26 protein-coding genes are annotated in these 26,896 nt (G+C 41.0%); 14 read left to right on the forward strand and 12 right to left on the reverse strand.

The window, feature by feature from the left end; translation table 11 throughout:
* The first annotated feature begins 13 nt into the window (after positions 1 to 13).
* From H6G08_RS04690 to H6G08_RS04705, 4 genes are all read left to right on the forward strand, one after another.
* Positions 14 to 526, forward strand: a complete 513-nt coding sequence (locus H6G08_RS04690) for a hypothetical protein (RefSeq protein WP_199322367.1) — start codon at positions 14 to 16, stop codon at positions 524 to 526.
* Positions 527 to 620: 94 nt separating this feature from the next.
* The gene (locus tag H6G08_RS04695) at positions 621 to 2,009 is read left to right on the forward strand and encodes a hypothetical protein (protein WP_190539166.1); all 1,389 of its coding nucleotides are present in this window, start codon (positions 621 to 623) and stop codon (positions 2,007 to 2,009) included.
* An 8-nt stretch (positions 2,010 to 2,017) separates the two neighbouring features.
* Positions 2,018 to 3,445, forward strand: a complete 1,428-nt coding sequence (locus H6G08_RS04700) for a VWA domain-containing protein (protein ID WP_190539168.1) — start codon at positions 2,018 to 2,020, stop codon at positions 3,443 to 3,445.
* Positions 3,446 to 3,633: 188 nt separating this feature from the next.
* A complete protein-coding gene (locus H6G08_RS04705; protein ID WP_199322368.1) occupies positions 3,634 to 4,788 on the forward strand; it encodes an ATP-binding protein in 1,155 nt (384 codons plus the stop codon).
* Between the two features lie 128 nt (positions 4,789 to 4,916).
* On the opposite strand, the gene H6G08_RS04710 is transcribed toward H6G08_RS04705, so the two are convergent.
* On the reverse strand, positions 4,917 to 5,459 hold the full coding sequence (locus tag H6G08_RS04710) for a Uma2 family endonuclease (protein WP_190539170.1): 543 nt from the start codon (positions 5,457 to 5,459) through the stop codon (positions 4,917 to 4,919).
* Between the two features lie 128 nt (positions 5,460 to 5,587).
* Here H6G08_RS04710 and H6G08_RS04715 point away from each other — a divergent pair, with 128 nt between their 5' ends.
* Positions 5,588 to 8,401 carry a DUF5682 family protein gene (locus H6G08_RS04715; RefSeq protein ID WP_190539172.1) on the forward strand — a complete coding sequence of 938 codons (2,814 nt, stop codon included), beginning with the start codon at positions 5,588 to 5,590 and terminating at the stop codon, positions 8,399 to 8,401.
* A 254-nt stretch (positions 8,402 to 8,655) separates the two neighbouring features.
* Here H6G08_RS04715 and H6G08_RS04720 read toward each other — a convergent pair whose 3' ends face one another.
* Together H6G08_RS04720 and H6G08_RS04725 are read right to left on the reverse strand one after the other, a co-directional pair.
* Entirely contained in the window at positions 8,656 to 9,069 is a 414-nt protein-coding gene (locus tag H6G08_RS04720; RefSeq protein ID WP_190539174.1) for a hypothetical protein, read from the reverse strand.
* 883 nt (positions 9,070 to 9,952) lie between these two features.
* Positions 9,953 to 10,507, reverse strand: a complete 555-nt coding sequence (locus H6G08_RS04725; RefSeq protein WP_190539175.1) for an alpha/beta hydrolase — start codon at positions 10,505 to 10,507, stop codon at positions 9,953 to 9,955.
* Positions 10,508 to 10,726: 219 nt separating this feature from the next.
* Between H6G08_RS04725 and H6G08_RS04730 the strand changes: the two genes are divergently transcribed.
* Both H6G08_RS04730 and H6G08_RS04735 read left to right on the forward strand, forming a co-directional pair.
* Positions 10,727 to 10,930 carry a hypothetical protein gene (locus H6G08_RS04730; RefSeq protein WP_190539177.1) on the forward strand — a complete coding sequence of 68 codons (204 nt, stop codon included), beginning with the start codon at positions 10,727 to 10,729 and terminating at the stop codon, positions 10,928 to 10,930.
* An 18-nt stretch (positions 10,931 to 10,948) separates the two neighbouring features.
* Complete coding sequence (locus tag H6G08_RS04735) at positions 10,949 to 11,512, forward strand: HD domain-containing protein (protein ID WP_190539179.1); 564 nt, start codon at positions 10,949 to 10,951, stop codon at positions 11,510 to 11,512.
* 18 nt (positions 11,513 to 11,530) lie between these two features.
* Here the strand turns inward: H6G08_RS04735 and H6G08_RS04740 are convergent, their stop codons facing one another.
* Positions 11,531 to 11,728, reverse strand: a complete 198-nt coding sequence (locus H6G08_RS04740) for an RNA-binding S4 domain-containing protein (RefSeq protein ID WP_190539182.1) — start codon at positions 11,726 to 11,728, stop codon at positions 11,531 to 11,533.
* A gap of 213 nt (positions 11,729 to 11,941) precedes the next feature.
* Here H6G08_RS04740 and H6G08_RS04745 point away from each other — a divergent pair, with 213 nt between their 5' ends.
* Positions 11,942 to 12,424 (forward strand): hypothetical protein, encoded by a 483-nt coding sequence (locus H6G08_RS04745; RefSeq protein ID WP_190539184.1) that lies wholly within the window; start codon positions 11,942 to 11,944, stop codon positions 12,422 to 12,424.
* A gap of 10 nt (positions 12,425 to 12,434) precedes the next feature.
* Positions 12,435 to 12,863: a hypothetical protein gene (locus H6G08_RS04750; RefSeq protein WP_190539186.1), complete on the forward strand. Its 429-nt coding sequence runs from the start codon at positions 12,435 to 12,437 to the stop codon at positions 12,861 to 12,863.
* 78 nt (positions 12,864 to 12,941) lie between these two features.
* On the opposite strand, the gene recN is transcribed toward H6G08_RS04750, so the two are convergent.
* A complete protein-coding gene (recN, locus tag H6G08_RS04755) occupies positions 12,942 to 14,690 on the reverse strand; it encodes a DNA repair protein RecN (RefSeq protein WP_190539188.1) in 1,749 nt (582 codons plus the stop codon).
* Positions 14,691 to 14,934: 244 nt separating this feature from the next.
* On the opposite strand from recN, the gene H6G08_RS04760 reads away from it, so the two are divergent.
* Positions 14,935 to 15,807 (forward strand): S-methyl-5'-thioadenosine phosphorylase, encoded by an 873-nt coding sequence (locus tag H6G08_RS04760; protein ID WP_190539190.1) that lies wholly within the window; start codon positions 14,935 to 14,937, stop codon positions 15,805 to 15,807.
* Positions 15,808 to 16,008: 201 nt separating this feature from the next.
* Here H6G08_RS04760 and H6G08_RS04765 read toward each other — a convergent pair whose 3' ends face one another.
* The 3 genes from H6G08_RS04765 to sat form a co-directional block, all read right to left on the reverse strand.
* Complete coding sequence (locus H6G08_RS04765) at positions 16,009 to 16,626, reverse strand: hypothetical protein (protein WP_190539192.1); 618 nt, start codon at positions 16,624 to 16,626, stop codon at positions 16,009 to 16,011.
* Positions 16,627 to 16,686: 60 nt separating this feature from the next.
* Positions 16,687 to 18,795 (reverse strand): caspase family protein, encoded by a 2,109-nt coding sequence (locus H6G08_RS04770; RefSeq protein ID WP_190539194.1) that lies wholly within the window; start codon positions 18,793 to 18,795, stop codon positions 16,687 to 16,689.
* Positions 18,796 to 18,891: 96 nt separating this feature from the next.
* Positions 18,892 to 20,070, reverse strand: coding sequence for a sulfate adenylyltransferase (gene sat / locus H6G08_RS04775; protein WP_190539195.1), 1,179 nt, complete (start codon positions 20,068 to 20,070; stop codon positions 18,892 to 18,894).
* A 145-nt stretch (positions 20,071 to 20,215) separates the two neighbouring features.
* Between sat and H6G08_RS04780 the strand changes: the two genes are divergently transcribed.
* The 3 genes from H6G08_RS04780 (at position 20,216) to H6G08_RS04790 (ending at position 22,324) form a co-directional block, all read left to right on the forward strand.
* Positions 20,216 to 20,869 carry a Uma2 family endonuclease gene (locus tag H6G08_RS04780; protein WP_190539198.1) on the forward strand — a complete coding sequence of 218 codons (654 nt, stop codon included), beginning with the start codon at positions 20,216 to 20,218 and terminating at the stop codon, positions 20,867 to 20,869.
* 1 nt (position 20,870) lies between these two features.
* A complete protein-coding gene (locus H6G08_RS04785) occupies positions 20,871 to 21,335 on the forward strand; it encodes a hypothetical protein (protein ID WP_190539200.1) in 465 nt (154 codons plus the stop codon).
* A 110-nt stretch (positions 21,336 to 21,445) separates the two neighbouring features.
* Positions 21,446 to 22,324: an SMI1/KNR4 family protein gene (locus H6G08_RS04790; protein WP_190539202.1), complete on the forward strand. Its 879-nt coding sequence runs from the start codon at positions 21,446 to 21,448 to the stop codon at positions 22,322 to 22,324.
* 182 nt (positions 22,325 to 22,506) lie between these two features.
* Here H6G08_RS04790 and H6G08_RS04795 read toward each other — a convergent pair whose 3' ends face one another.
* Both H6G08_RS04795 and mnmA read right to left on the reverse strand, forming a co-directional pair.
* Entirely contained in the window at positions 22,507 to 22,905 is a 399-nt protein-coding gene (locus H6G08_RS04795; protein ID WP_190539204.1) for a hypothetical protein, read from the reverse strand.
* Positions 22,906 to 23,028: 123 nt separating this feature from the next.
* Entirely contained in the window at positions 23,029 to 24,084 is a 1,056-nt protein-coding gene (gene mnmA, locus H6G08_RS04800; protein ID WP_190539205.1) for a tRNA 2-thiouridine(34) synthase MnmA, read from the reverse strand.
* A 487-nt stretch (positions 24,085 to 24,571) separates the two neighbouring features.
* Between mnmA and H6G08_RS04805 the strand changes: the two genes are divergently transcribed.
* Positions 24,572 to 25,447 (forward strand): hypothetical protein, encoded by an 876-nt coding sequence (locus H6G08_RS04805; protein WP_190539208.1) that lies wholly within the window; start codon positions 24,572 to 24,574, stop codon positions 25,445 to 25,447.
* A 140-nt stretch (positions 25,448 to 25,587) separates the two neighbouring features.
* On the opposite strand, the gene tmpR is transcribed toward H6G08_RS04805, so the two are convergent.
* A complete protein-coding gene (gene tmpR / locus H6G08_RS04810; protein WP_190539210.1) occupies positions 25,588 to 26,307 on the reverse strand; it encodes a bifunctional dihydropteridine reductase/dihydrofolate reductase TmpR in 720 nt (239 codons plus the stop codon).
* Positions 26,294 to 26,764: an NUDIX domain-containing protein gene (locus H6G08_RS04815; RefSeq protein WP_190539211.1), complete on the reverse strand. Its 471-nt coding sequence runs from the start codon at positions 26,762 to 26,764 to the stop codon at positions 26,294 to 26,296. The genes tmpR and H6G08_RS04815 overlap by 14 nt, the downstream gene beginning before the upstream one ends.
* Positions 26,765 to 26,896 lie beyond the last annotated feature (132 nt).

The following is a 26,896-nucleotide window of genomic DNA, read 5'->3' on the forward strand; positions in this document are numbered from 1 at the left end:
ATTTCTCGATGATTTGACGATTTCACCATTTCGCCAACTGGGGATGATTGATATTATGCCTAATTCATCGTTTATAGCTTCCAACCAGAAAAATGCTGCAACCAAGCGGGATGTGAAGCAAGTTCCGTTTGTGGAGTTATTCAATCATCGCGTACAGGGAGTAGTTTCTAGTGGTTCTGATATTGAAAGAGTGTATGTATCTTTTTTTGAAGCCGGAACCCTAGATTATTATTGTAGTACCAATAATAATCGCCCTTGTGGGGGTTTAAGCGGCTATCCCTGCAAACATTTGCAAGCTGTGATGAAAGAAGCGATCGCAGCTTACGGTATTGACCAAGTAATTAATTATCTTAAAGTTCCCGGCGACCCCAGTCAAATTACTTCCCTGAACGACATCATCAACCGTCGCGGTACAGTCAAAAAAGAACCAGCCAGCGAAGTTTTCAGCCGTTTCTTAAATTACCTCCGCTACCTCGAATTACAAACCGCTAACTCTCCCCTCCCCGAAATGAGTTGGTTTGTGTGATTGTCATTTGTCATTTGTCATTTGTCATTTGTCGCACGCAACAGTTACAGAGATTTAATTTTGAATTTTGAATTTTGAATTTTGAATTGTAAACATGGCTTTCCCCGGCGCATTGCATCAAATCAGCGACAGCAATCAAGAAATATTCGAGTTGATTGCGAGTTTAGATGAGTGTTTTATTACTGGTTTTGCGAATTTAGATGAGCAACATTTACAAACTTTACAAGCTGTAGAGCGTGTATTTACTGGCACGCCTTTACAATTATCTTTAGCGGAATCTACTCAGGCGATTAGCACAAATGAGTTTGTCGATAAGCATTTTGCGGTGTTGGCGACTGTCCGCGCGGCAATTCAAGGAGCGTTATTTGATACATTACAATCTCAAGTTAGGAGTTTGTTAGGACGCGCAGCTATAGCTGAAGTAGAACAGAAACATGAAGCTGAAGAACCGCCGAATAATGTCAAAGTCTTGTTAGCTAGTGTACGTCACTGGTTAATGGAAATTGCTTTAGTCGGTTATGCACGTTTAGATATCGCCACTTTGGTTCCGTTTTTAGGGACACTGGAACAAATCCAAGCGGAACCTTTATTAGTTAGACAAGCTGCTTTACTGACTGGCTATTTTAATGAATTGATGCGCAATCTTCCCGTCGCTGATAGTGCAGCAATTCCTAAATATCGTTGGGTTGATTTGTGGACTCAGGCGATGTTAGGCACTGTACGCCCAGCTATTTTACCCAAATCACAGCCAATATCGGGAAATTTAGAAATTTTAGGTTTAGATTTACGCCAACATGCCAATTTAGTTAGTTTTACAGCCTACGGGTTACTAAATGCAAACAATCAAACTCAACTGGTGCGAATTACCCAATCAGCTTACAAAGTAGATGCAATAAATAACGAGCAAATTTGGCTGTTATTTACCAATGCAGCTTTGTTATTCGATGCTTTCGCCCAAAATCGCGTCTTGAAAATCACAGATGTACCCTTGCTACCTACTGGAGATTTATTGTGGCAAGGTCAAGGCGAACTTGGTGAAAATTATAACTTGATGAAACGGGCGGCGGAATTTTTTGCTGAGAATACAGGGAATAGCTTGATTTATTCTACAGTTGCCGCGAGCGATCGCCATCCCATCCAAATCGCGGAACCGATATATCTCAGTAATTATCAAGTTGTGAAAAATGACGAGAATATTGTTTTAAGTTGGGGTGATGCGGGAGAACTCAGCATTGCTAATGAACGTATCAGCAGTTTATCAGAATTAAATTTAGACATAATCGCCAAATCTCAGCAAATCTTCGGCTTATTACGCTTTGATGCGGGTAAATGGTCAGTGCAACCTTTAGCAGTAGCAGTGAAAAACAAAATCACATCTACCGGACAAACCGCAGCGTCAGTCATTGCGAAAAAAGATTCCATCAAAAATAGCGTTGTGGGAATTTTACAAGAACGTTCTAGCAGACTACTGCGTAAGGGTTGAGGAAAATCATGGATACAGAACAAATTGCTCAACGCCGTCAAGTTGTATACTGGCGCTTGCTAACGAGTATGTTTGGCTTTAGCGAACAGGGTGCAAATTTTGAACACATGGCGACGGAAGTTGTCAGCGAGTTAAATTTACCCCAATTAATCCTCGACCCTAATATTAGTATTGAAAACTTACTGCATCGTTATCCAGAATTAGAAGCAGATTTTAATAATCCCATAATTCCCCAAGACGACGCAACGCCGGAAGCTGAAACCGCTACCCTACGTCGAGGCTTAGTTTTCTCCAAATTACTCCTAAATGCTTTCGGCCCCAACACCCAAACCGGAGTTGTCACCGCACAACAATACGCCCAATGGCTGAAAGATGTCGGCTTTTTAGAAAAAGCCTTAGGATGTCCCCCAGGAAGTTTACGCGGACAAGGGCCAGGAATGGGGAAAAATCCCGGACAGCAAAATCAAGGACAAGGTAGCAGTCAAAGTGGTGGTATGGGTGCGGGTTTGGGTACTGGTGGCGGTTTCACCGTTACCGAAGAACAACTACGCGCCACTCTCAAAGCCTTAGAAGGCGAATTAATTCACCGCATGGCTTTACACGAAGTCCTCAAAGATGACAGATTAGCCAGTCAACTTACGCCATCAATGGCTTTGGTGGAACAGTTATTACGGGAAAAAGCCAATTTATCAGGAAATGCGCTGAAAAATGCTAAACGGTTAATTCAGGAATATGTAGACGAACTCGCGCAAGTTTTGCGGTTACAAGTCGCGCAAGCTGTCGCTGGAAAAATTGATTATTCAGTTCCACCAAAACGGATATTTCGCAACTTAGATTTAAAGCGGACAATTTGGAAGAATTTAACTAATTGGAATCCCGAAGAACAGAGATTATTTGTTGATAGATTGTATTACCACCATACAGCCAAGAAAAAAACACCAACTCGCATGATTGTAGTTGTTGACCAATCAGGTTCAATGGTGGATGCGATGGTGCAATGTACAATTCTCGCGTCAATTTTCGCCGGACTTCCGAATGTGGATGTACATTTATTGGCGTTTGATACGCAAGTAATTGATTTAACAGCTTGGGTACATGACCCCTTTGAGGTTTTATTACGGACTCAATTAGGTGGGGGAACACATATTTATGCGGCGTTAGTAGAAGCTGCACAAAAGATTTTAGAACCAAATAATACGGCGATGGTGTTAATTTCTGATTTTTATGAAGGTGGTAGCGACCAAGTTTTATTCGACTATATTAAATCGTTGAAGGAGTCGGGATTGCATTTTATTCCCGTGGGTGCGGTGACGAGTTCGGGATATTTCAGCGTGAATCAATGGTTCAGGGATAAGTTGAAGGAGTTAGGTATGCCGATTTTAACAGGGAGTCCGAAAAAGTTAATTCAGGAGTTAAAAAAGGTGATTGTAACTTAAAGATATTTATTTGGTAGCACACAATTCCTTCTCATTCTTCTTCTTTGTGACCTTTGCGCCTTCGCGGTTCGTTAAAAAAGATTTATAACAACGAACCGCGTTCGCGAAGCGTCTCGCAGAGAAGACGCGAAGAACGCGAAGGGAAGAGAGTTTAAGAGAGATTTTACATTAATTATTAGGAGATAAAAATGGCAAGGGCTAAGAGTAATAATACAAGTAGCGAAACGAAAGATAATACTGTGATGCTGCGCCAACCGGCGGAAATGAAATATGCAGAAGAATTGGAATATTTAGCCTCAATTGATAAAGGTACAAAGCCGTTTTCTTGGCGACTGTCGCCGCAAATGGTGCGGACTTTTGTATTGGGAAGTACGCCATCGCAAAAGTTAGATAGGCAAATTGAGCAGAAATGGTATGGCGATAGTGCGATCGCCGAACGTGCTATTGTCACTTTAGCCTCTGACCGTGGTTTACTGTTAATTGGCGACCCCGGTACAGGTAAAAGCTGGTTAGCTGAGTTACTAGCGGCGGCGATTTCTGGTAATTCTACTTATGTAGTCCAAGGAACTGCGGGAACGACAGAAGACCAAATTAAATATTCTTGGAACGTGGCGATGGTAATTGCATCTGGTCAATCCCGCGATTCTTTGATACCCTCACCCATTATGACAGCCATGCATAGCGGCGCAATGGGTCGGTTTGAGGAATTGACGCGCTGTACTTCTGATGTCCAAGATGCACTGATATCCATACTGAGCGAAAAGTATATTTCAATTCCCGAATTAAAAACAGATAACGTAGCTTTTGCGCAACCCGGATTTAATGTCATCGCTACAGCCAACAGCCGCGACAGGGGTGTGAATGAACTTTCTTCAGCCTTAAAACGGCGGTTTAATTTCGTACATATGCCGGTGGTGACGAATAAGAAACAAGAAAAAGAAATTATCCTTTTCCGCACCAAGGAATTAATGAACCGTCACGGTTTTGAAGTCGATGTTCCGCCAACATTATTAGATGTATTATTGCAGACCTTTGCCGATTTGCGCGAAACCAGCGCCGCCGCTAGTTCTGATGACCAGCGTTTAGAATCGGCGCTTTCCACAGCCGAACAAATCGGTGTGTTAGAAGATGCGATTTTACACAGCAGGTATTTTGGTGCGACTAATTTAGAAGCGGGTACATTAGCCAAATCATTAGTCGGTACTTTAGTACGTCGTCAACCAGAAGATATTTCCGTGATGAATCAATTTTGGCACGCCGTTGTGGAGAAGCGCAGTCAAGAACAAAAAGGTGAATGGGAAGCCTTTCTCGAAGGTGGAAAACAAGCGATGGGGTTATTTTAAGCATTACGCAAGAACTCTCTATAACTCTCTTTCCTTCGTGTCCTTCGCGCCTTCGTGGTTCGTTTTCTCTTTTATCTCACGCAGAGACGCAGAGGCGCAGAGAGGAACGTAAAAGTGATACGAGTACCTCAATCAAATTCTACAGGCCATAAATCGGAAACTGCTACTTCCCAACCTGGAAGCAATTCCGGAACCGTGAGTACATCACCATTGTGCAGTACTATTACTTCTTTTCCCACATTGTAAACTTCCACCACTTGTTCATCAGGATTCAACAAAATTCCGACTGTAGTTCCCAAACTCAGAAATTCTTGAATCTTCGCTCTAATATCCTCTAAATTATCGCTGGGGGACTTGACTTCAACAATTAAATCAGGAGCCAATTGAGCAAAAGTTTTGGGACTGCGACGCAAACGTTCAGCTAAGACAAACGAAGCATCTGGTGCGCGCAAATCTGAGTTTGGCAATCTAAAACCAGCGCTAGAAGCTGTTATTCGTCCTAACTTACGCGGTTTTACCCAGTTGTATAACTGAGACACCATCGTAGCAGCAACTTCATCTGATTCGTATCCTGATGGACTCATGACAATAACATTACCTTTAACTAATTCCATGCGGTAGTCGGGGTACTGTTGCTGCATTTTCTCTAAATCTTCAACTGTCAGTGACATAAAGCCTCCGATTCTGACATGGGTTGTATTTATATTATGGAGAATCCAGAACACGCCTACCCACAAATGACAAATGACAATTGTACAGACAAGGGTTCATCGCATCTCTAATGACTAATTAATAAACTATGGTTACTCTCCCAACTGCATTCAACGCACTCCAAGAACAACTCCTCAACGCTGCGGAAAAATTCGCTACCGATGCACAACCATTAAGCGAAATGCTAACCGCTTTAATACAAGACGTAGAAAAAGCCAGCAGCGAACCCCTCGAAATCTTCCCCGTCTGTCACCACTCCCCATCCTCTGCTTTACAGATGGTGCGACGTTTAAGGGAAAAACCGCCGAAAGTCATCTACTTGGAACTGTGCGAAGACTTACAAAACACCGTGGAAAATCTCCGCCATTGTAAATTACCCGTCGCTTTACAAGCCTTCGCTGCCGAATCTGAGCATTTTTCGCCCAAAATCATGCCGTTGAGTGTGGTTGCACCCATCACCGAAGCTTCCGCAGAATATCAAGCGATCGCATTTGCGCTACAAAATCCCCAAACTCAGCTAGTATTTGTTGATAGAGCGGTGGATTTTGTCTTCCAATGGGAACCCCCTGATACTAAACTGGCTGAAGAATCAGAGGAACCCGCCAGCGATGAAGCAAAAATGCATGGTTCGGCGGTTGGTGTAGAAGTAGGTAGTCTCGTCCCTACTTTCGACCAATTTTTAAGCTTTTTACTCCGCAACTCCAATACCCGCCACTTTTCGGAATGGTGGGATGAATATGTAGAAACCGCAATTATTGGCGCAGACTACGAAACCTACCGCCAAGTCATGTTCCTCATCGGTAGCTTAATGCGCCGCTTAGGAACCCGCAACAAAGATATCGAAATCGACCGTCAGCGCGAACGCTATATGTGGACTTCCATGAAAAAACACATGGCGACGCATAATATTGCACCATCGGAAGCTATCTATATATGTGGTGCAGCACACTCAGCTAGCGATGTAGAAGAATACAGCGTTACTAATAATAATATCTGGGAAATTCCGGAACGCACTCAAACCAAATGGTTATACGGTTTAATTCCTTCCAGTTTTGCGGCTATCGAATACCAATTTCATCACCCAGCAGGTACGGTATCGCTAGCGGAAGCAACTTGGAAAAAGAATCTCAAGGTTACGGGATTAAAGGGATTTTCACTCAATAAAGAAGAGAAAGCCACTAAAACCAAACCAAGTCCTGTTACAGCGACAAATTCCAACCTCACCGCCTTTTTAACTCGTCCCCCAGAACTAGCCGTAGCTGACACAGAACAATTATTGCAATGGTGCGCTGATATTGTCGGATTGGCGCGGAAAAATGCCTATTTAGCGAGTACAGCAGACTCTATCGCCATTTATCAAACCTCAATGCTGCTAGCTGGGATGCGGAACCGAATGCACCCCACGCCTTACGATTTCCAAGATGCAGCTATTACCTGCTTAGAAAAAGACCGCACTCCCAAAAAACGTAATATTTACCAACTTTGCCAAATTTTACTCGGAGGCGATCGCATTGGTACGGTTGGTTACGCTTCTTTACCTCCCCTAGCGCAAGATGTATATGACAGACTTCAACCTCTGGGAGTCAACCTACTTGCACAAACCAACCAACGCGCCTTAATGGATTTCAAGCAGCAACCGGAACTTTTACCCTGTTCTGATGTGCTGTGGCGATTGCATTATTTGTTGAGTGATACGATTGTCAAGCCAATTATAGGCGATCGCAGTCTTGGTTCCAAGCCTATTCAAGAATCTTGGGAAATTCGCATCGGTAAATACCAACGCCATCTAATTATGCTCGGTTATGAAGGTGTCAGCATCGAGCAAGTTTTAGAACAGCGCCTCAAACAAACAGCTTTCTCTCCCCAAGCCAAAACCAGCGATGTTCTCAAAGCCACGGAAGATAGTATTTTATACGCGCGTAGCCTCCGCTTAACGCAAGAACTCGGAGAACATGCGATTTCTCTCCTCAAACAAGAAACAGGTGTCAGCGACGCACCCCAAGTATTTGAGCGAGTCCGCAGGTTAGTACATTATTACCGCGCCACACCCACAGCCTTACCGCAATGGATAGAAAGTTTTGTTACTACAGGCTACGGACATTACGCCACCTTACTACCCCAAGCCTTTGCTGATAGAGGAACTACCCCTGAACAAATCGCCGGGATGTTGAATTTTATTTTCACCCTGGAAAGTTTAGCGTTATCTCTTGGTTGTAACCGCAGTCAATTATTAATCGGTGTTAAACAATCCAGCCAAGGTTTAGATGACCCAGCCAAAATCGGTTTATTATGGACAACTGAATGGTTACTAACATTAAGAAAATTAGAAGAAATTCGGGAATTCTTCAATGATGTGATTAACAATGAAATGTTAATTAAATCTTTCCCCGAATACCTAAATGGGTTTATTTTATCTTTAACCTTTGCACCGAGAATTAGTAAATTTGTCGTCGAACTTCTGAGTAAATTATTCGCCACCGTTCCCGATAAAATTTTATTACCTTGGTTACCAAGCCTAATTCTTAAACTGCGACCCCATGCGCAAATTCTCCAAGGATTAATCAAAGAAGCCTCAAGTAATTTCCCGAAGAATTTAGCTGGCTTTAATAACTGGATTCCTGCATGGTCAAAGCCGCAACCTGAGATGCAAAAGCAGGTTCAGCTAGTTGAGGCTGCACCCACACTCAGCAAAAGTGAGTTAAGAATTAGAGAATTTCTATTTAATTCACCAGCTACAACTAATGCGTTAGCCAAATTATTAGGTATTGAAAATTTGAGTTGGGAAGAGAATTTAGAAACTCCTCAAACTCCCAGCCATAATTTATCTGAATCAGAATCAAAAATTCAACAATTAATCTCTACCCATCCAGCAACCTTAAACTACTTTGCTACCCTATTATAATTTCTGACAAATGACCAATAACCAAAACCTAGAGGTTAGGAAAACCCACCTGTATCAACTTAAGCTAAAAACCTTTCTCTATCTCGTTTCCAGCCTCTGGCTGGAAATGCATATTGCGAGGCTCTGCCTCGAAAGCTGATAAATTGAGGCGGCAGCCCACAGATAATCGCTCCCACGCAGAGCATGGGAGCCAGTTAGGATCAGGGTTTTGCGTTAAGTTGACAGCAATGGGGGAAACCCCACCCCTACGGTATTTAAAAATCTTCCAAACCCAATGTAAGAAATCGTTCAATTACGGGATCTGTTTCTAATTTTAATTCTTTACTTGAATCTGATTCGGCAACTTCAATAGGTTGCTCAATCTTTTGCTCAATTTTCTGTTCAATCTGTTGTTCAATTGGTTGATAAATTGGTTCTATCGGCTGTGGTGCTTGTTCAACTACAGCAACAACAGGTGAAGCAGGTTGTGGTGATGGCGATCGCTTTGACTTTTTACCTGGGGATTTTAACTTAGTTTGGGTAATTTGTGTTGTCGCACCCAGTCCCATCATTGCACCAGCAACCGTGTACATTGCATTCTGATTTAAGTATTGTACGCCCAAATATCCGACGGCGATCGCAGATACTGTGGCGGAGATGCTTCCCATGATGATTTGCTGCTGTTTCAACTGTTTATCCTTGATTTAGTTGGTAGTTTATACGTATTAAGCTCCTGACTTTAATGTAGCGTTAATTACGGCTTGGTCTATTAAATCGCCACCTAAATGACAGGTCATCCCAGCAGTTAAGTAGACTTAATACACCAAGTCTAGCTAGGCTGATTTTAGAACACTCTTGTAAACCAAGAGCAGTTAGAGCTTCTGAGATTTAGCTCAACTCCTCAATAGCCTAATATACTGATAAAGGTCAACCTTTTGCTACATATTGTTAGAGATAATACAGATACCGCATTTACTCCAAGTTTGCAAGTAACTTTAAACACAAGATGCTCAATTGTTCAATTTAGCGCTGATTAGGAGATCAGGTCAATATTCAGCAGGTATGATAACCAATGGCAATCATACCTCATTCACGGAAATGCGATCGCATCTTGAAAATGACTAAATCCACTTATACAGTCTAAATAATTTGGTAAACAAGTTATGAAACAAGCATTCCGCTAGTTAAATACAAAAGATAAATATTGATAGTAAAGAAAACTCTATGATGCAATTAGGGACTTCCAATTAAAAAAATAACCAATCGCTATGCAGGCAGAGGGGCAGGGGGCAGGGAGCAGGGGGAGTAAAGAAAAATCTGCTTAAATAAATTGAGTAATTTATTCTCTGGAAGTCCCTTACCTAACAACTAATTCATAACTCATTCTCTGCGTACCTCCGCGCTTACCTTTGCGCACCTTTGCGTTTAAATTTTCATCCTCAATTATTGCTGTGTAGTTTCGCACTAGAATTTAGGTTTGACAGATACAAATTATGCAACATCACCCCCAGTTTTGCTAGGAGTGACATTACAAGCCTAGAATCAGCCATTGAAAATTGTCTAAAATCTGCCTTAGCTAAAGATTTTCGCCAAACTACTCAAGCGTTCGTAAACTGGAATTAAGCGATCGCCTTCTATTTCCACAGTAGAGGTGGGATAATGACGAATAGCCCCCAGCAAAGTTACTTCCCCATTTTGGTTAATAGATGTGCCTAAAGCAGTTTGCAGTGCTTGTGCATTTAATTCCTGTTCTGGAGGATGAACTACCTCACCAATTTGATTAACTAAAACGGGCCCAGCCCAGCTAGAAAGTAAGTTATTTAAAAAAGCGCGGTCGGCTTTTATCCCGGCTGTTAACGCTTGACGGGCTAATGCAGGATTTTGTTGAGAGGCTTGTAAATAAGCCCTTAGTGTAGGCGTAGTTTTACCAGTTTCGACAAATTGATTTAATTCGCTGACAGAAATAGCACCTTGAAAATTACCATACTTTAAAATAACTTGTTCAGCCGCATCAGCATTAGGACTGAAGAATAAAACACTAGCCCCGACACCTAAAGCTATTGTTTGTCCGATTAATTTAGTAAATAGTCCTTTGCTGAATTGATGAAAAAATTGAAAAATCTGCATTTTATCGAACTTCCTACTATTGTAGAGCATAGAGAAACACAAAAAATCAGCCCTAGTTCTTCATGCTAATTTGTGCAGAGAAAAGTACAATCTGACTATGGGTTGATTCAGGTGTTGATTATGGGAACGGATGAGCGCGATCGCAGATTTTAACGAACTCAAGTATAATTCATAAGCAACAGTTCAATCAGCCACATTTTTTTATAAGGCTTAATTTTCATGTCTGAGAATTTTCCCTTCTCTAATTTTCAAGAACTACAACAATGGCATCAGGGAATCAAAGATGCTAACCGCAATAATATTTTTTGTCATTGTCGTAACTGCAGTTATGAATGGATGGATTCTACATTTGATGCTACTTGTAGTCAATGTCATAGCCAAGATGTTGAAACTATTTCATCTTGGCAATTTCCCGATGATTAAATGAGAGACTTATTTTATATGATACAAAATTGGTCGCAAGAAACTTATATTAAAGCTTATAAATTTGCTGCACAAGCACACCAAGGGCAGAAAATTCCTGGTTCTGAAATACCTTACATCATGCATTTAAGTTTTGTAAGCATGGAAGTAATTGCTGCCCTAAATGAAAATAAAGAATATGATGGCAATTTAGCAATTCAATGTGCAATTTTGCATGACACCATTGAAGATACAAATATAACTTATGAGCAAATCAAGACAGAATTTGGTGCAGCAGTTGCTAACGGTGTCCTTGCCTTAACTAAAGATAAGAGTCTAGACAAACACTTACAAATGGCGGATAGTTTGCAAAGAATTCAACAACAACCACAAGAAATTTGGATGGTGAAATTGGCAGATAGAATTAGTAATCTCCAACCACCACCTTATTATTGGACTAGAGAAAAGATTACCAAATATCGAGAAGAAGCGATTCAAATTCACGACGCTTTAAAAGATGCAAGTAATTTTTTAGCTTCACGCCTAGCCAATAAAATCGAAAATTATCAATCCTTTACTACCCACCCCACAAATGACAAATGACAAATGACCAATGACAAATTACGAATTATCAACTATTTGCCCGACATCATAAGTTTTACCTTCTACCGTGACGCGATCGCCTGATACTAATTTTCTCCCTCGTCGCGTTTCCAAGACACCATTAACTTTGACAGCACCATCAAGAATCAGCCATTTTGCTTGTCCTCCAGTTGGCGCTATTCCTACTAATTTTAAAAACTGATCGAGTTTAATCATCTGCTATTTACTTCAGCTAATTTAGCCCATGTAATGAAAAATTTACTTTTAAATTACTCAGGTTTCAGATACTAGTATCATACATCCTTCTTATAGAAACATGCTGTACGAAATTACTTTTAACTCCGCTCATCCTATTGACTCTTAAAAAAGACTACGTAAAATAATACGTATAGGCATCTGAGAGCATCTCAAATTATGCTAAAGGGAGCTATGGACAGTATTTATTCAGATGAACTGATTACAGCAACTGAGTTAAATCGCCAACCAGGACGTGTTTTGGATAAAGCATTACAGCATCCAGTGACAATTACTCGTAACGATCAGTCTTTTGCTTTACTACGGCGTGAAAATGTAGCCGCCTTTGTGAAAGCGGCTCAACGTAGTAAGGAAATTGTTGAGCTTTTAAGTACGGCTTTCCGTTTATTACTCAAGCAAAAAATTGTCCCTGAACATCCTTATAGTTGGCTTTTAGTATTTGATGCAGATGAATTAAATGAATTGATTGATGAAGTAACACAAGCTTATCGTTTAGTCGATTTAGATGAACAAGCTTGGAATGAGTTAGAGTCACTGATTCACGAATGGCATGAGAGTGCTTTAGCAATATCTAATCCAGAATTAAGAGCAGCTTTTACGGAAAATTCAGATGAAGAAATAGCATTATCTCCAACTGAAATTAACAAAATTGCTTGAGTTTTTTTATATGTCAGAGCATCTTCCCGACGAAAGTATAGAAAATATAGAGCCGCCAGAGGTAAAGTTGACGGTTCCTCAATTATCTGATGCAACTTCTGCGATATCTGAGACATTAGAAAAGCTAGAGATACCTGAGGCTCCAGAAATTGAAAAAACTTGGTTAGTAGTAGCTAAAAATCGTCGAATTCTACGAGATTGGGAAGCATTGATGCAACGACATCCTGAAAATACTCACCGTTGTTATCGCGATTTATGTACAGCACCGACAACTAGACAACCAGGGCGCGTTTTCCCCTTAAAAGGAAAAAAGTATCAAGGTGTGTGGGAATATGAAGTAACAAAGGGAGATAGAGTATTTGATGTTCCTGATGAAGAGCAGATGAAAGTAGTTGTGTTTTACGCTGGTAAACACATTCAACCTGCACCAACACCCTAAATTTTTCCAAACTCGCCAAAGCCTGCAAAATGTTTTCATTAGGCTTACAGCTAGTTTTGCAATCTGCTGCGAGCTAACTTATCTTTGTTCGCTTTGGCGATGATTAGCAGCTTGTAATAACAACGATTCGGCAAAAGCGATCGCATCTGTGGCTGATTTCCCGCCAGCTAATTGCGCTAATTCCTCCCGGCGAGTGGTTAAATTATCCAAGGCTGTCACCCGCACCACAGTACGCTGTTCGCTGCTACCGTTGTTAGTTTTATTACCTTTACCTTGATTGATAATTTGCTTATCAACGCGAAAATGCCTATCTGCCATTGCTGCTACTAAGGGTTGGTGAGTAACACACAATACCTGAGAACGCTGGCTGAGTTGGTGTAATTTTTCTGCGATCGCTTGTGCTACCCTCCCAGAAACACCTACATCAATTTCATCAAATACCATTGTCCCCGCAGCATCGGCTTGGGATACACAAGCTTTCAACGCCAGTAAAAAGCGGCTCATTTCCCCACCAGAAGCAATTTCGCTTAAAGGTTGGAGAGGTTCCCCAGGGTTAGGACTAAACATAAAGGTAATTTTGTCTGCACCGGTGGCGGTTGGGGTAGTCGGGACAATATCTACTTTAAATTGCACCTTTTCCATCGCTAGGGGTTTGAGTTCCGCGATTAACCGCGATTCTAAACTGTTAGCGGCTGTGCGGCGCAATTGGGTTAATTTATGGCAAGCTTGGGTGAGTTTGGCTAAAGTTGCTTGTTCTTGCTGTTCTAAACTTTCTATAGATTGTTCGCTATCGTTCAGTTCAGCTAATTCGCCTTGAATTTTTTGATAATAGGCGATCGCTTCTTGTAACGTCGGCCCGTATTTCCGGCAAATCTGTTTTAATTCCCTGATTCTTTCTTCTACTTCCTCTAACCTTTGAGGATCTGCTTCTAAATCTTCGCCATAAGCATTAATTTGTCTGGCGACTTCCATTAACGTAGCTTGCGCATCCCGTACCAAATCTAACAGGGGTTGCAGTTGGGTATCGTATTCCACCATATCAATTAAGGTGGCTTCGCTATCTCCCAATAAATCGGCGGCGGCTGGGGCTTCGCTGTCGTTTTGATACAAAGCCTGATAGACTTTGTAGCTCATCTGTTGTAAATCAACAACGTGATTTAGCCGTTCTCGTTCTTGTAATAGCTGTTCTAATTCGTTGGGATCGTTGAGGTTAACTGCTCCCAACTCCTGCACTTGATAGGTAAGTAAATCTAACTGTTGTAAACGTTCTCGTTCTGATGTCCGGCGTTTTTCTAATGCCAGATGTGCTTGTTGATACGCAGTATACACAACAGCGATCGCCTGACGCTGCTGCATTAAAGCATCACCACCATGTAAATCTAACCAATCCCGGACTTGAGAAGCTTGTCCGACTTGCACAGTTTGTCCTTGGGCGGTAATTTCAACTAAGCGATCGCGCAATCCCACCATCATCTGACGATTTACCAACACCCCATTGACTCGCGATCGACTGCGGACATTACTAGTAGTTGCAGAAATTTCCCGACTAATTACTACAGAGTTTTCGTCTATCGAATCAATTTCTTGTTCGCTTAACCAACTAGCTAAAGTCCCATTAGATTTAAAGGTAGCTTCCACCATCGCCCGACTGGTTCCAGTGCGAATTACCCTACTAGATACCTTACCGCCCAGGGCGGCATCAATCGCATCCAAGATAATCGATTTTCCCGCACCGGTTTCACCTGTTAAGACATTCAGTCCAGTACCAAATTCTAATTCTAATTGGTCAATTAAGGCAAAATTTTCAATTCGCAGGCAAAGCAACATCAAGCCACATTCTCCATCTAGGCAGATGCCGAATACTTCCAATTTTCAGGACTTTAGGCATGAGCATTTAGCAACCAGCTTAAGCCACTACACAAGAGGTAGCAGCCCCATTTTACTCTAATAAACTGTCTAAGATTTGACAACCGCTCTGTACAATTTCCCCATATTTTTTTAGTTGGAACTCCCTGAACTCTCTGGAGATTCCGGTAAAATAACTTGGCACCCTTGGAAGGAGTGAGGAATTATGGCAGAAGTGAAAATTGGCATTATAGGTGGAAGTGGTTTATACAAGATGGATGCACTCAAAGATATTGAGGAAGTGCATATAGATACGCCTTTTGGCTCGCCTTCTGATGCTTTAATCCTGGGTACATTAAATGATACTAGAGTAGCATTTCTAGCTCGTCACGGTCGCAATCATACTTTGTTACCTTCAGAATTGCCATTTCGCGCCAATATCTATGCAATGAAGAAATTGGGTGTAGAGTATTTAATTTCTGCTAGCGCGGTGGGTTCGTTGAAAGCCGAAGCCAAACCCTTAGATATGGTGGTACCAGATCAATTTATTGATAGAACCAAAAATCGCGTATCAACGTTTTTTGGTGAAGGAATTGTCGCTCATATTGCTTTTGGCGATCCAATTTGTCAAAATTTGGCTGGTGTAGTTGCAGATGCGATCGCATCTTTAAATTTACCAGAAGTTACCCTGCATCGCGGTGGTACTTATGTATGCATGGAAGGGCCTGCATTTTCTACGAAAGCAGAGTCAAATCTTTATCGCAGTTGGGGTGCAACAATCATCGGTATGACAAATTTACCAGAAGCCAAGTTAGCTAGGGAAGCAGAAATTGCCTATGCAACTTTAGCATTAGTAACCGATTATGATTGTTGGCATCCAGATCATGATAGCGTCACAGTAGAAATGGTTATTGGTAATTTACAGCGTAATGCGGTGAATGCTCAAAAAGTCATTCAAGAAACTGTGCGCCGTTTGAGCGAAAATCCCCCTGCTAGCGATGCACATTCAGCTTTAAAATATGCAATTCTCACACAGTTGGATAAAGCACCCGCAGCGACGAAGGAAAAGTTGAGTTTATTACTACAAAAATATTTGTAGATAGATATATATAGCGATCCTAAATCATTTGTGAAATTTACCTATTCTCAGTTTTCTCTCTTATCCTTGGCGTACTTGGCGTCTTGGCGGTTCATTAAAAAAATATTTTCACATCTCAAATAGGATGGCTATATATGAGATTTTAATCAGGCGTTTTCATAAATTAAAATTTTTGCTATCTTTGCCTGATTATTCATCTCATCAATCCCAATCAGTAGTATCTCGAAACGAATACCACTTACCAGACAAGTGAAAAGTCTGGTAATTTCTTGTGCCAAAAGGACTTCCTTTTGAATTGGGTTGATAAACAAAACCATAGGAAATAATGTCAAATATCCAACGGCTGGAATAGACGCGAAAGTACACGCCACCTCGGGAATCGGCTGCATATTCATCAACATGATACAAACCAAGATGTCGATTCAATTTCATGTCGCCAACGCCAGAAACTGGAGCCTGCACAAGCATTTGCTCAAATGCTGGTTGTGATAATTTAAAAGCTAAACGACAGGTAATATTAAATTCAATGAGAATATAAGAAACAAGCAATATTGCCACTATCATTCCTAAACCTTGCCAGGGAATTCTCACATTGGGAAATTTGTTGATGAGTTGCTTTAAATTGCCGTTTGGTGCTAGAAGTATTAAGATTAACAATAATATAATCCCCAAAGTTATAACTATTGGTATTGCAAAGAAAAATAGCAAAAAGGGGACAAAAGATAAATCATCTAGCGCACCTGGATAAATACTAGTAGCAAGAACTAATCCACAAACAGCTATAGTTGTAAAATAGACAATATTGCCCAATAATTTCATTTATTTGTCGCAACTCATAATCTACAGTAGTCTACACAACTAAGTGGCGGTATTCCTTGTTCATGCGACTTGAAAATTAAAGCTGAGAGTAGCCCAATGATTAACATCTAACACGTAGGAATCAGCTGCTGTACCGTTGATTTCAGTTTTGACGGGACTAGCGTTATGTAAATCCTGTAAGATGGCTTTGGCTACTTCTAAGGGGTTTAATAAGGGGCCGATTGGTTGTTGATCTGTGGTGCTATTTTTAGCAGTTTCTAAGGTAGTCAGGGTTTCGCTGAAGGGATGGGTGCTAAAAATGAGTTGGTGTTCAGCTTCATAAGCTGGGCCAGGAATCACCCAACCAGAATTAGTAGCGCTTTGTGGAAGTATAATTGTTTCGCCGGGAGCGATGACTATTTGTTTAACTAGGGGTTTTGTAGTTACATTGTTGGCTTCTGGGGGAGTTTGCCAAGGATAAAAGGCGATCGCATTTCGGTTATTTTTCAATCCCACAAGTATAAAATACAATGGGCGATCGCCTAAATTTTGCAGGCGATACTGCATTTTACTCCCAATTGGCACAATCGCCGTGCTAATTGTTTTGTTTGTTGCCGTTTCCCCAGCAAAGCTACGCATAGTTTCTCGTTGCATCACTAGGCGCGGTGATAAGCTGTTAATAATCTCTAGGCTGGCTTTGATTGCCAAGCGAGAAGAACCTTCATTTTCCGTAAGTCGCCATAACTTAGCGGCTAACAAAGTCGGTAATTTTGGCGCTAATCTTTGAACTGCAACTTTTACCGCTTCCCCCATGTCCCCAGGATTGTTGAAAATTGCCTCACCACCTAGAGAAAATAAACTGTAGCGCGTGGGAATAGGTAAGAGTTTACTAAACAAATAATCAGCCGATTGTTCTCCCCCTACCACCGTGGAAACATGGGAAATTGTGGCAAAGGCGCTAGTTGCGTCTACTCGTTCAATTCTTTCTAATGCTGTATCTAGGGCAACGATTAAATTAATGTTGCGGGGGAAAATTCTCACTGCTTCTTGGACTAGTTGCCCAATTTTCACCTCAGTATTATTATTGATAGTGGAAAATTGTGCTTTGGCTGTTAACCCAGTACGCGATCGCAATATTAGCTGTTCTCCACTCACCAAGCTAAACCGAGAGTTAACCCCGTAATGTTCCAATACTTGCGGTGGTATTCCCCCTAACCATAAACTCACGCTTTTACCGTCGTCTTCTTTGGCGATAATCGCTCCTTCGCCGCCAATAGGGCTATCAGGCAGCAAATTATCACCGATCACAGGATTTTTCTTGCTGGTAATTAACCCTGGCTGCTGCTTGCTTCCTAACTTACCTATAGAACTTTCCACTTGTCCAAGACTAACTTGAATTGTCTTGCTGGGGGTGGCTTCCCATAAATATTGAGTTAAAGCGTAGGTAAATAACCCCGCACTAAAACCAGATAACAGCAATTCCCTAGCTGATTGCTGAGGATCTACCGTTGCTGTTAATAGCAGGGGTGGGGTAAGTTCCTCCTTACTCCCGCTATTTTTCGCCTTCAGTTGTTGGAGAAATTCTAATTCGGCTGTGGCTAACTTCCCATCCTCAACTTCGGGACGGGCGCGAATTCCCAACCCTGTCCCAATTGTGGGAGCATGGTAACTAGTATCTAATACGGCGGTGACACGATCTGTAGAAAGCGATCGCAATAATAATAATAGAGTTTCTTCTAATAAATAATTGACATTTTTGCTATTCTCTGCATCTGCTGCTATCAAGGCATTTTGTACAGTGTCGGTTGCTGATTGAATGCGCGTTCCATAACCGCTAAAGTGAAAGACTACAACATCCCCAGCCTTAACTTGCTCGCCGAGATGTTCTAAAAAAGCGGCTTCGATAAATTCTCGGCTAGCTTGTTCTTCGGTCAACGTCAAAATATTAGCAGATGGGAAACCAAAGCGGTGGATTAACAGTTCTTTTTGCAGTTCCACATCAGTTAAGCAACCGCTCAGTTTAGGATTTTGCGCGTATTGATTAATTCCTATTAATAGAGCAAATTTACGCAGACTGGGTTGTGCTAAAGCTTGGTGATAGCGATTTCCCCAAGAAAACCACTCGGCCTCAGTTATACCCAAAACTGCGAGTATTGAACCAATTCGTTGTAAAAAACTCCGACGTTTCATAAATTTGCTATCAGCCCTCAGCCCATCAGCATAACAGCTTAAAGGGCTGAAGCCTGTAGTGTAAAGTAAAGTGGGTACAATTTCGCTTTATTAGCCTTAAACTGGCACTTGTACCTTCATAGCCCTTGCTAATTCCGCCGCTACCTCTGGACGAGAAAATTCTGGAGGAGGTAATTCACCCCGACGCAGCATTTCTCTCACTTTGGTTCCTGACAGGTGAACTCTTTCTTCTGGCTTGCTGGGGCTAGTTTTAGTAGTCGCCATTTGTTTGGTGCGCGTACAGTAAAACGCATGTTCAAACTTCATGGGGACAATTCCCAATTCCTGCGGTTCAAACTCATCAAAGATATATTGCGCATCATAAGTGCCGTAATAGTCACCCACACCCGCATGATCGCGCCCGACAATAAAATGAGTACAACCGTAGTTTTTCCGCACTAAAGCATGGAAAATCGCTTCCCGTGGGCCAGCATAACGCATAGCCGCCGGATTAATAGCTAAAATCACCCTATCTAAAGGATAGTAATGTTCCAGCAAAATCTCATAGCAACGCATCCGCACATCAGCTGCGATGTCATCTTCTTTTGTCGCCCCGACTAATGGGTGCAAAAATAAACCATCAACAGTTTCTAAAGCGCACTTTTGAATATATTCATGGGCGCGGTGGATGGGGTTGCGAGTTTGAAACCCAACGATAGTTTTCCAGCCTTTATCTTTGAACATTTGCCGAGATGCGGCAGGATCGATTTGATAGGCGGGAAATTGCGGATGGGGATTGCGTTGTAATAGCCAGATATCACCTGCGAGATTAATCGGCCCTTGGTTATAGACTACCTGTACTCCAGGATGTTTAGCATCATCAGTGCGATAGACATTAACAGCTTCGCGGGTTTTATCGTAGCGATATTTTTGTGTGAGGTGTAAAACGCCAATATATTCGCCGTTGGGATTATCCAGACGAACCAAGCCGCCTTCTTGGAGAGGGGAAGCGACTTCTTCAGTTACTGACAGTGTAATTGGGATTGACCACACAACACCGTTAGCTAGACGCATTTCGCTAACTACGCGATTGTAATCTTCCTGGTTCATAAAACCTGTGAGTGGACTAAACCCACCGATCGCAATCATTTCTAAATCGGAAACAGCGCGATCGTCAAGTTGCACTCTGGGTAAATACTCAGCCTTAGAGAGAAATTCTTCTCTTTGTTCTGGTGTGGCGATGCGATTAACTAACTGTCCACCGTGCGGCGCAATAGCATCTGGATGGTAACTCAACGTAATCCCCTCTTCGAGTTAAGGTAATTGTTTCAAACTATGTACTAACTTATCAAAATGGTGACACTCAGAGAAAAAGAGTTTTGAGAATCTTGGATAAAGAATTAAGTTACCCTGAAGCTAATGCACCTTACAGCCTAGAATTATGACTGCGGTATCTCCTGTAGTTAAACCTGTTAGCTTGATGCGGCTAGCGCCTGGTAGCGTTGTGACTATTGATGATGTGACTTGGGAAGAATTTGAGTCCATCTTACAAGAACTAGGACAAAAGCGATCGCTCCGCGTTGCTTACAGCAATTCTACTTTAGAAATTATGGTTCCTCTACCTGAACACGAAAAGCCAAAAGACTTAATTTCTGATATTGTCAAACTTTTACTTAAGAAGCTAGGAAAAAGATATGAACCTTTTGGTTCAACTACATTTAAGCGGGAAAATTCAGCTGGAGTAGAACCAGATGCTTGCTTCTATATTGAGAATTACCAACCCATGATTGGTAAACGCAGACTAGAACCAAACGATCCGCCTCCTGATTTAGCGATTGAAACAGATGTCACCTCAAAAACAACTCTTGATGCTTACGAAGCGATCGCTGTTCCTCAATTATGGATTTACAATGGCAAAAAGCTCTCTATTTATCTGCTCACAGATGGGCGTTATATTCAATCTGATAATAGTCCCACCTTTCCGAATATACCTTTAACTCAGATGATTCCCGCTACAATAGAACGGGCTTGGCAAGTAGGAATTGTGCAGGCTTTAGAAGAGTTTGAGCAAGAAATAAACTCAAATTATTTTTGATATGTTTGACCCTTTAGAGTACGCTGATGAAAAATTAGACTCACAACAAGAAAATGAGTTACTTAAGTGGGTTCGTCAACTTGATGATGAGCAGAAATTTACCTTTGTTTGGCGCGTGTTAAACGCAAATGATTGGCAAGGATGCAAATTAGTCAAGCGATCGCAACTCAAGCCTATTTTTTTAGAAGTGATTCTGGAAAAAGGTCTTGTTTACGGTGATGCAAGTTCAGTAGAATGGTGGATTAAAGCTGTTTTACCAGGTTTGGGTCATAGACGAGTACTTGAAATTATCAAATCTCATATAGATATTGCTCCCTTGTGTGTATATAAAAGCCTGTATTGGCTACCTTGGTTATACCGTAACCAACCAAAAAAACTGCAAAATGACATACTAGCGATTATAAGAGAATTCAAGAATAAATACCCAAACTATCAACCCCTTAGAAGTATAGGTACTCATGTTTGAAAACATATACAGCATATTTCAGGTAAATGAGGTACGCGCTTCTTAAAAAGATAGGAAAAAGGTATGAATTTTTTGGGTAAAAAGCAAACATTTATACTGGAAAAATTAAGTTGTCATTACTCACAGAAGCTTTAAATAGAATCTGCAACTGGCTGGAAAAAAATCGTTCTCACGAAATATCATTTTTACAGCTAGGTTTATCTGAGATAGAAATAGAAAAATATCTTGCTGATTTTCCCTTTAAACTATCCACAGAAGTCAGAGAGTTATATGAGTGGAAAAATGGTACTATTATCGGCGATGATTTATGGGAATTCTGTTGGGCGTTTGAATCTTGGGGTTTTTACCCTCTAGAAGTTGTAATTAGTAGATATCGTGAAAGAATAAAAAGTTATCAAGCTGGAATGTCTATATTATCTTCTTACCTCAATAAGTTAGATATTTTTTTTACTGTTGAACCAGAAGATAGAGGTTATGTCTTGATTGATGATAAAACTCAAAACACTTCTCTCGTTGTTTTTGAATCTTGTAAGGCTGGTACTTGTAGCCCAATCATCAAATATGCAAGTCTCACAAATATGATGCTAACTATATCTGATTGCTATGAAAATGCATATTATAGAAATTCTGATGGATACTTAGTTCCAGATAATGAGATAGCTTATCAAATTTGGCGTAAATATAATTCTTATCGAATTACTGAAGTTGCAGTAGAGAAATTGAAAGGGGAATTATCTATTGATTTATTAATTGAAGTAGAAGCAGATTTAATTAAAGCTAAACATTCTGTTGCCGTAGAACCTTTGATTAAAATATTAAAAAAACCCTTTTTTAGCTATGAAGAATTAATACTTAAAGACTTAGCAATTAAAGTTTTAGGCGAAATTGGTGATATCAGAGCTATTGAACCCATTTCTAAAATTAAAGATACTGAACTTCTTAAAACTGTAACAATTACCTTACAAAAATTCAGAACAAAGAATTATTAGCAAAAATAGTAAAGCATATACATAATTATTAGAAAATTCTGGCTTGTTATTTTAGGTACTCATATTTAAAAACCATATATTTTTTAACTTAAAAATCACCCTGTATTTTCAGAAAAAATATTTTTACAAACAAAAAAATACTATTATTTTGGTGTAAATTTTTAAATAAAATATAAATATTTTCAAATTTTCTGAAGTTGCAAATATTCCAACATTAGCAACCGTAAATAGTCCAAGATTCTGAGATAATTCTTCATCTGCTCATACTTGCCGTTACTGTTAAAGTAAAATCTTGCAATCTGAGCCACATTAAAAATTCGCATAGATTGTAGATGCGCAATTGCTTGAGCTTTATTGGTAATTTGTCTTGTAGACTGAATTTGACTGGCGTAACCTCTGAGATTAACTGTTAAAAGTTCAATTTCTTCTAGTAGCGAAAACTCTTCATCTTCTGGAGGAAACTCAATGATAATTTCTTGTCTTTCGCTAAGTGCATTTTGATAAACATTATTTAACTGGGAAAATAGTTGCAAAATATTTTTACAAATTAAATTTTGCTCATTGAAAATTGCATCTGTCATGTAGCAATCTCAGATAAGTCATGTAAAAAAATTACCCTTGTCTCTCACAAGAGTCAATTTTATCCATCAGAAAAACAATACAAGATACCCGACTTCTTGAAAAAATCGGGTATCTGATGTTGATTAACTAAATTGTTCGATAATTCCGCCACCTAAGACTTTATCCCCTTCGTACCATACCGCCGCTTGTCCGGGGGTGATGCTGAACTGGGGTTCATCAAACACCAAACGCACGCGGGAGTTTTCCAGAGGAATCACTGTGACTGGTGTGGGATGGGAACGATAGCGAATTTGCACTTCTGCATGAATTGGGGTAGAAGGTTCAGCAATCGAAACCCAATTGACGCGATTGACGGTGCATTCTGGTTGAGTGGCTTTAGTGCGATCGCCTACAATCACTCTATTATTAACTGCATCTAATTCAATCACATACAAAGGTTCTGCCGCCGCAACTCCTAAGCCTTTACGTTGCCCAATCGTGTAATGATGGACACCATCATGCTGTCCCAAAACTTTACCTGATGTATCGACAATATCGCCTTTTTTCGGCGCAAGATACTTATCGAGAAACGCCCGCATAGAACCGTTGCTTTCTACTAAGCATAAATCTTGGCTTTCTGGCTTATCGGCGGTAGCCAGTCCATATTCTGCAGCGATGCGGCGGGTGTCGGCTTTTTGCATATTTCCCAGTGGAAATACGGTAGCCGCTAGTAAATCCTGCGACAAATCATAGAGAAAATAAGACTGGTCTTTATTGCGGTCAACTGCCCTTAACAATTGATAGCGCCCAGTAGCTTCATCATAGTTAATTTTGGCATAGTGACCCGTAGCAATGCGATCGCATCCCAGTTCCTCACGCGCATATTGCACCATCGGCCCGAATTTCACCGTTTTATTGCACTGTGAGCAAGGTAGCGGCGTGATCCCCACGCTGTAACCAGCTACTAAATAATCGACAATATTTGTCTGAAAGACATCGCGAATATCAACAACTTGATGGGGAATACCCAATTGTTCGCAGATATTTGCCGCGTCGATCATTCCTTCAGAACAGCATTGACCTTTACCTTTCATTAGCCAAAGGGTCAAACCAACGACTTCATAGCCTTGATTGTGGAGTATAGCGGCGGCGGTGGAACTGTCAACGCCACCGGAAAGACCAACGACGACTTTTTTCATATCCTTAAAATATTACTAGGCTAGTGGCTGCTGATAACGCTAATGCTAAACACCAAACGCAAGTTTTGTCGTATTGTTTTGCAGTATGAAAATATATGCCTTGCAGCCCCATTGTGACGATTGTAGCATATATATCTTCAAAGCCTTGCTATATAAGCACTTCAGGTATATAAGTAGTAATAACTAAATTTTAGATTTGAGATTGCGATCGCCAACCATTCTCAATCACAAAATTCTCACCCTCAACCCTCAACAAACGACAACGGAAGGAGAATGACAACTAAAAATTGTACAGACGCGATTCATCGCGTCTCTGATGTAAACGATTCATCGCGTCTCTGTCTCTGACAACTGCAAAAATTTTCGCCATACCTATGCAATGCCACTCAGCCCAATAAACACATTCTAAGTTAACACTTATATAGGTGCTACAACAGACTGCTCTATTAGTTCCTTGAGGAAATTGTTGAGAAATACTGTTACTACTATGTCCAGATCAATACCAGACCAATTGTTTACCCTACCCATAGTGCCCTTGTTTATGGGAGGATGCTTGGCGTTGTTACCCGACTCTACCCCAGTGCAAGCACAAGTTACCAAAGGTGGCTTTTTGTTGGCACAGCGCACGGTAGTCAATAGCTTACCACCACCACCCAGTTTGCCACCAATTCCTTCTAATCAGCAGCCATTAAATACAGCCAGTCAACCGCCACAAACAGTAATTTGGAAATCATATAATCCAAATTTTCAGTCTCCGCCTCAAGTTAGGGTTAATCAAAATTATCAAAATAATCAAAATTTTAGACCTTACCAAACACCTTACCAAACAGTCCAAGCTAATTCCTATACTTGGAGTGCTGAACGCTATATTGTTTACGTCGATGGTGGTGATTCCCAACAATTGCAACGTGTACGCCAGTTAGAACGGAGTGCTTATATCAGACATTTCAATGGGCGGCCTGTAATTCAATCAGGCTCATTTAGCAGACAAGCGAACGCCCAACAAAGAGTTAGAGAATTAGAGTTAAATGGTATTTATGGTGCCCAAATTGTCAGGGCTTCTAGCGGACAACAACAAGTAGGCTATGGTTATGGTGGGCCTGATTATAGAAATTCCCAACCACAGAGAGTTAGAACTAGTTATTACTATGTAACTATTCCTGCTAGAACACAAGATTTATCTGCTATTGCTAGCCGCATTCGTCAAAGTTCTGGACGCTATGACATTGTAATTGAAAGGCAGCAACCATTGGGGCCTCATATCGCCGTAGGGCCGTTTGGAAAGCGCGAAGATGCTGAACGCTGGAATGACTATCTACAAAAATTGGGATATGGTAACGCCAGAGTTTACTACGGTAAGTAAGTGAAAAAGTTGTGCTTATAGCATTGCCCGCAATTCGTAGGGGCGGGGTTACCCCGCCCCTACAAGTTGATATAATTAGTTCCTTGGAGTGTTTTTAGGCATTTAAAAAGCGCGCTCGCTCAATCGTCTAATTAATCAAATTACAGATTCCAACCACCAGAAACTTCCACAATTTGTCCGGTGATATAATCAGCATCTTTATCTACAAAAAAATTGACAACTCTTACCATATCCTCAAAAGTCGCCAATCGTCCGCTAGGGATTTCATTTAAAGGTTGACTTACAGAATTTTCTACCACTCCTGGCGAAACAACGTTGACAGTAATTTTGTGTTTGATTAACTCCTTTGCCAGGGCTTTACTGTAGAGAATAATTCCCGTTTTAGCAATTACATAAGGAGTCGCCATCGGACGAGCAATTAAATCTTGTGCGCCAGCAAAACCTAAATTAATAATCCGACCCCAACCCATTGCTTTTAAATGCGGTATTGCAACTTGACTAACATAAAATGTCGCATTCAAGTTGCTATCTAAGATTTCTTGCCACTCTTCGGGTGTAATATCTTCAATTGATTTTTTCAAGTAGTTGCCAACATTATTGACTACTACAGAGAGTCCTCCCAAGCTTTCGGCGGCGCTATCTACTAAGTTACGTACTTCTTCTGGCTTGGTGATATCGGCTTGTAAGCTAACAGCTTTTACCCCATAGGCGGCGGCTGCCTGGGTGACTTCGTTTGCCGCTTCTACACTGCGGTTATAATGTACTACAACATCAAAACCTTGACTGGCTAAATCCAGCACAATGGCGCGTCCAATACCTTTAGCTGCACCAGTTACCAAAGCTTTTTTAAGGCTCACCATTGATCTGCTGTAAATAATTTTCTATGAGGATTTGAGTATAGCTATTTAAAGGATAGTTTAATGCTGCTTGTGGGCTAACCCATTCCCATTCAACAATTTCTTCATTGGGTATAATGTTAACTACCGCCGATTCTGCGTAGTAATTTAGCATGATAAAGTGAGCTTCTTTGCAAAATTGAGGGTCTAGCCGTGATTCTTGCAATAACGCCCAGCGAATATTGGTAATATCTAAGCCAACTTCCTCGCGGAATTCACGGATGAGAGCAGCTTCTAAAGATTCGCCCCATTCGACTTTACCCCCTGGAATACCCCACAAGCCTCTCCATTTAGTAGTTTTGGCAATGAGAACTCGATCTGAATTCGAGTCTTTAACTAAAGCGGCTACGGTGACAACAGGTAGGCGAGCCGGTTCTGTCTGGTTTGAGACTGGCTCTGGAATTGGGATATTGGTAATCATTTAACTTTAGTTTGTAAAATTGTTCCGATATGGGCTGCTCTTGAAACGATAGTCCTGCATCTTTTCAAGTGAACCATACCTAATGGTATATTGATACGCCTTCGGTATATTTACGTCATTTTTAACTACTAA

The organism is Calothrix anomala FACHB-343 (genome assembly GCF_014696435.1).
In the GTDB taxonomy this organism is placed as follows: domain Bacteria; phylum Cyanobacteriota; class Cyanobacteriia; order Cyanobacteriales; family Nostocaceae; genus Aulosira; species Aulosira anomala_A.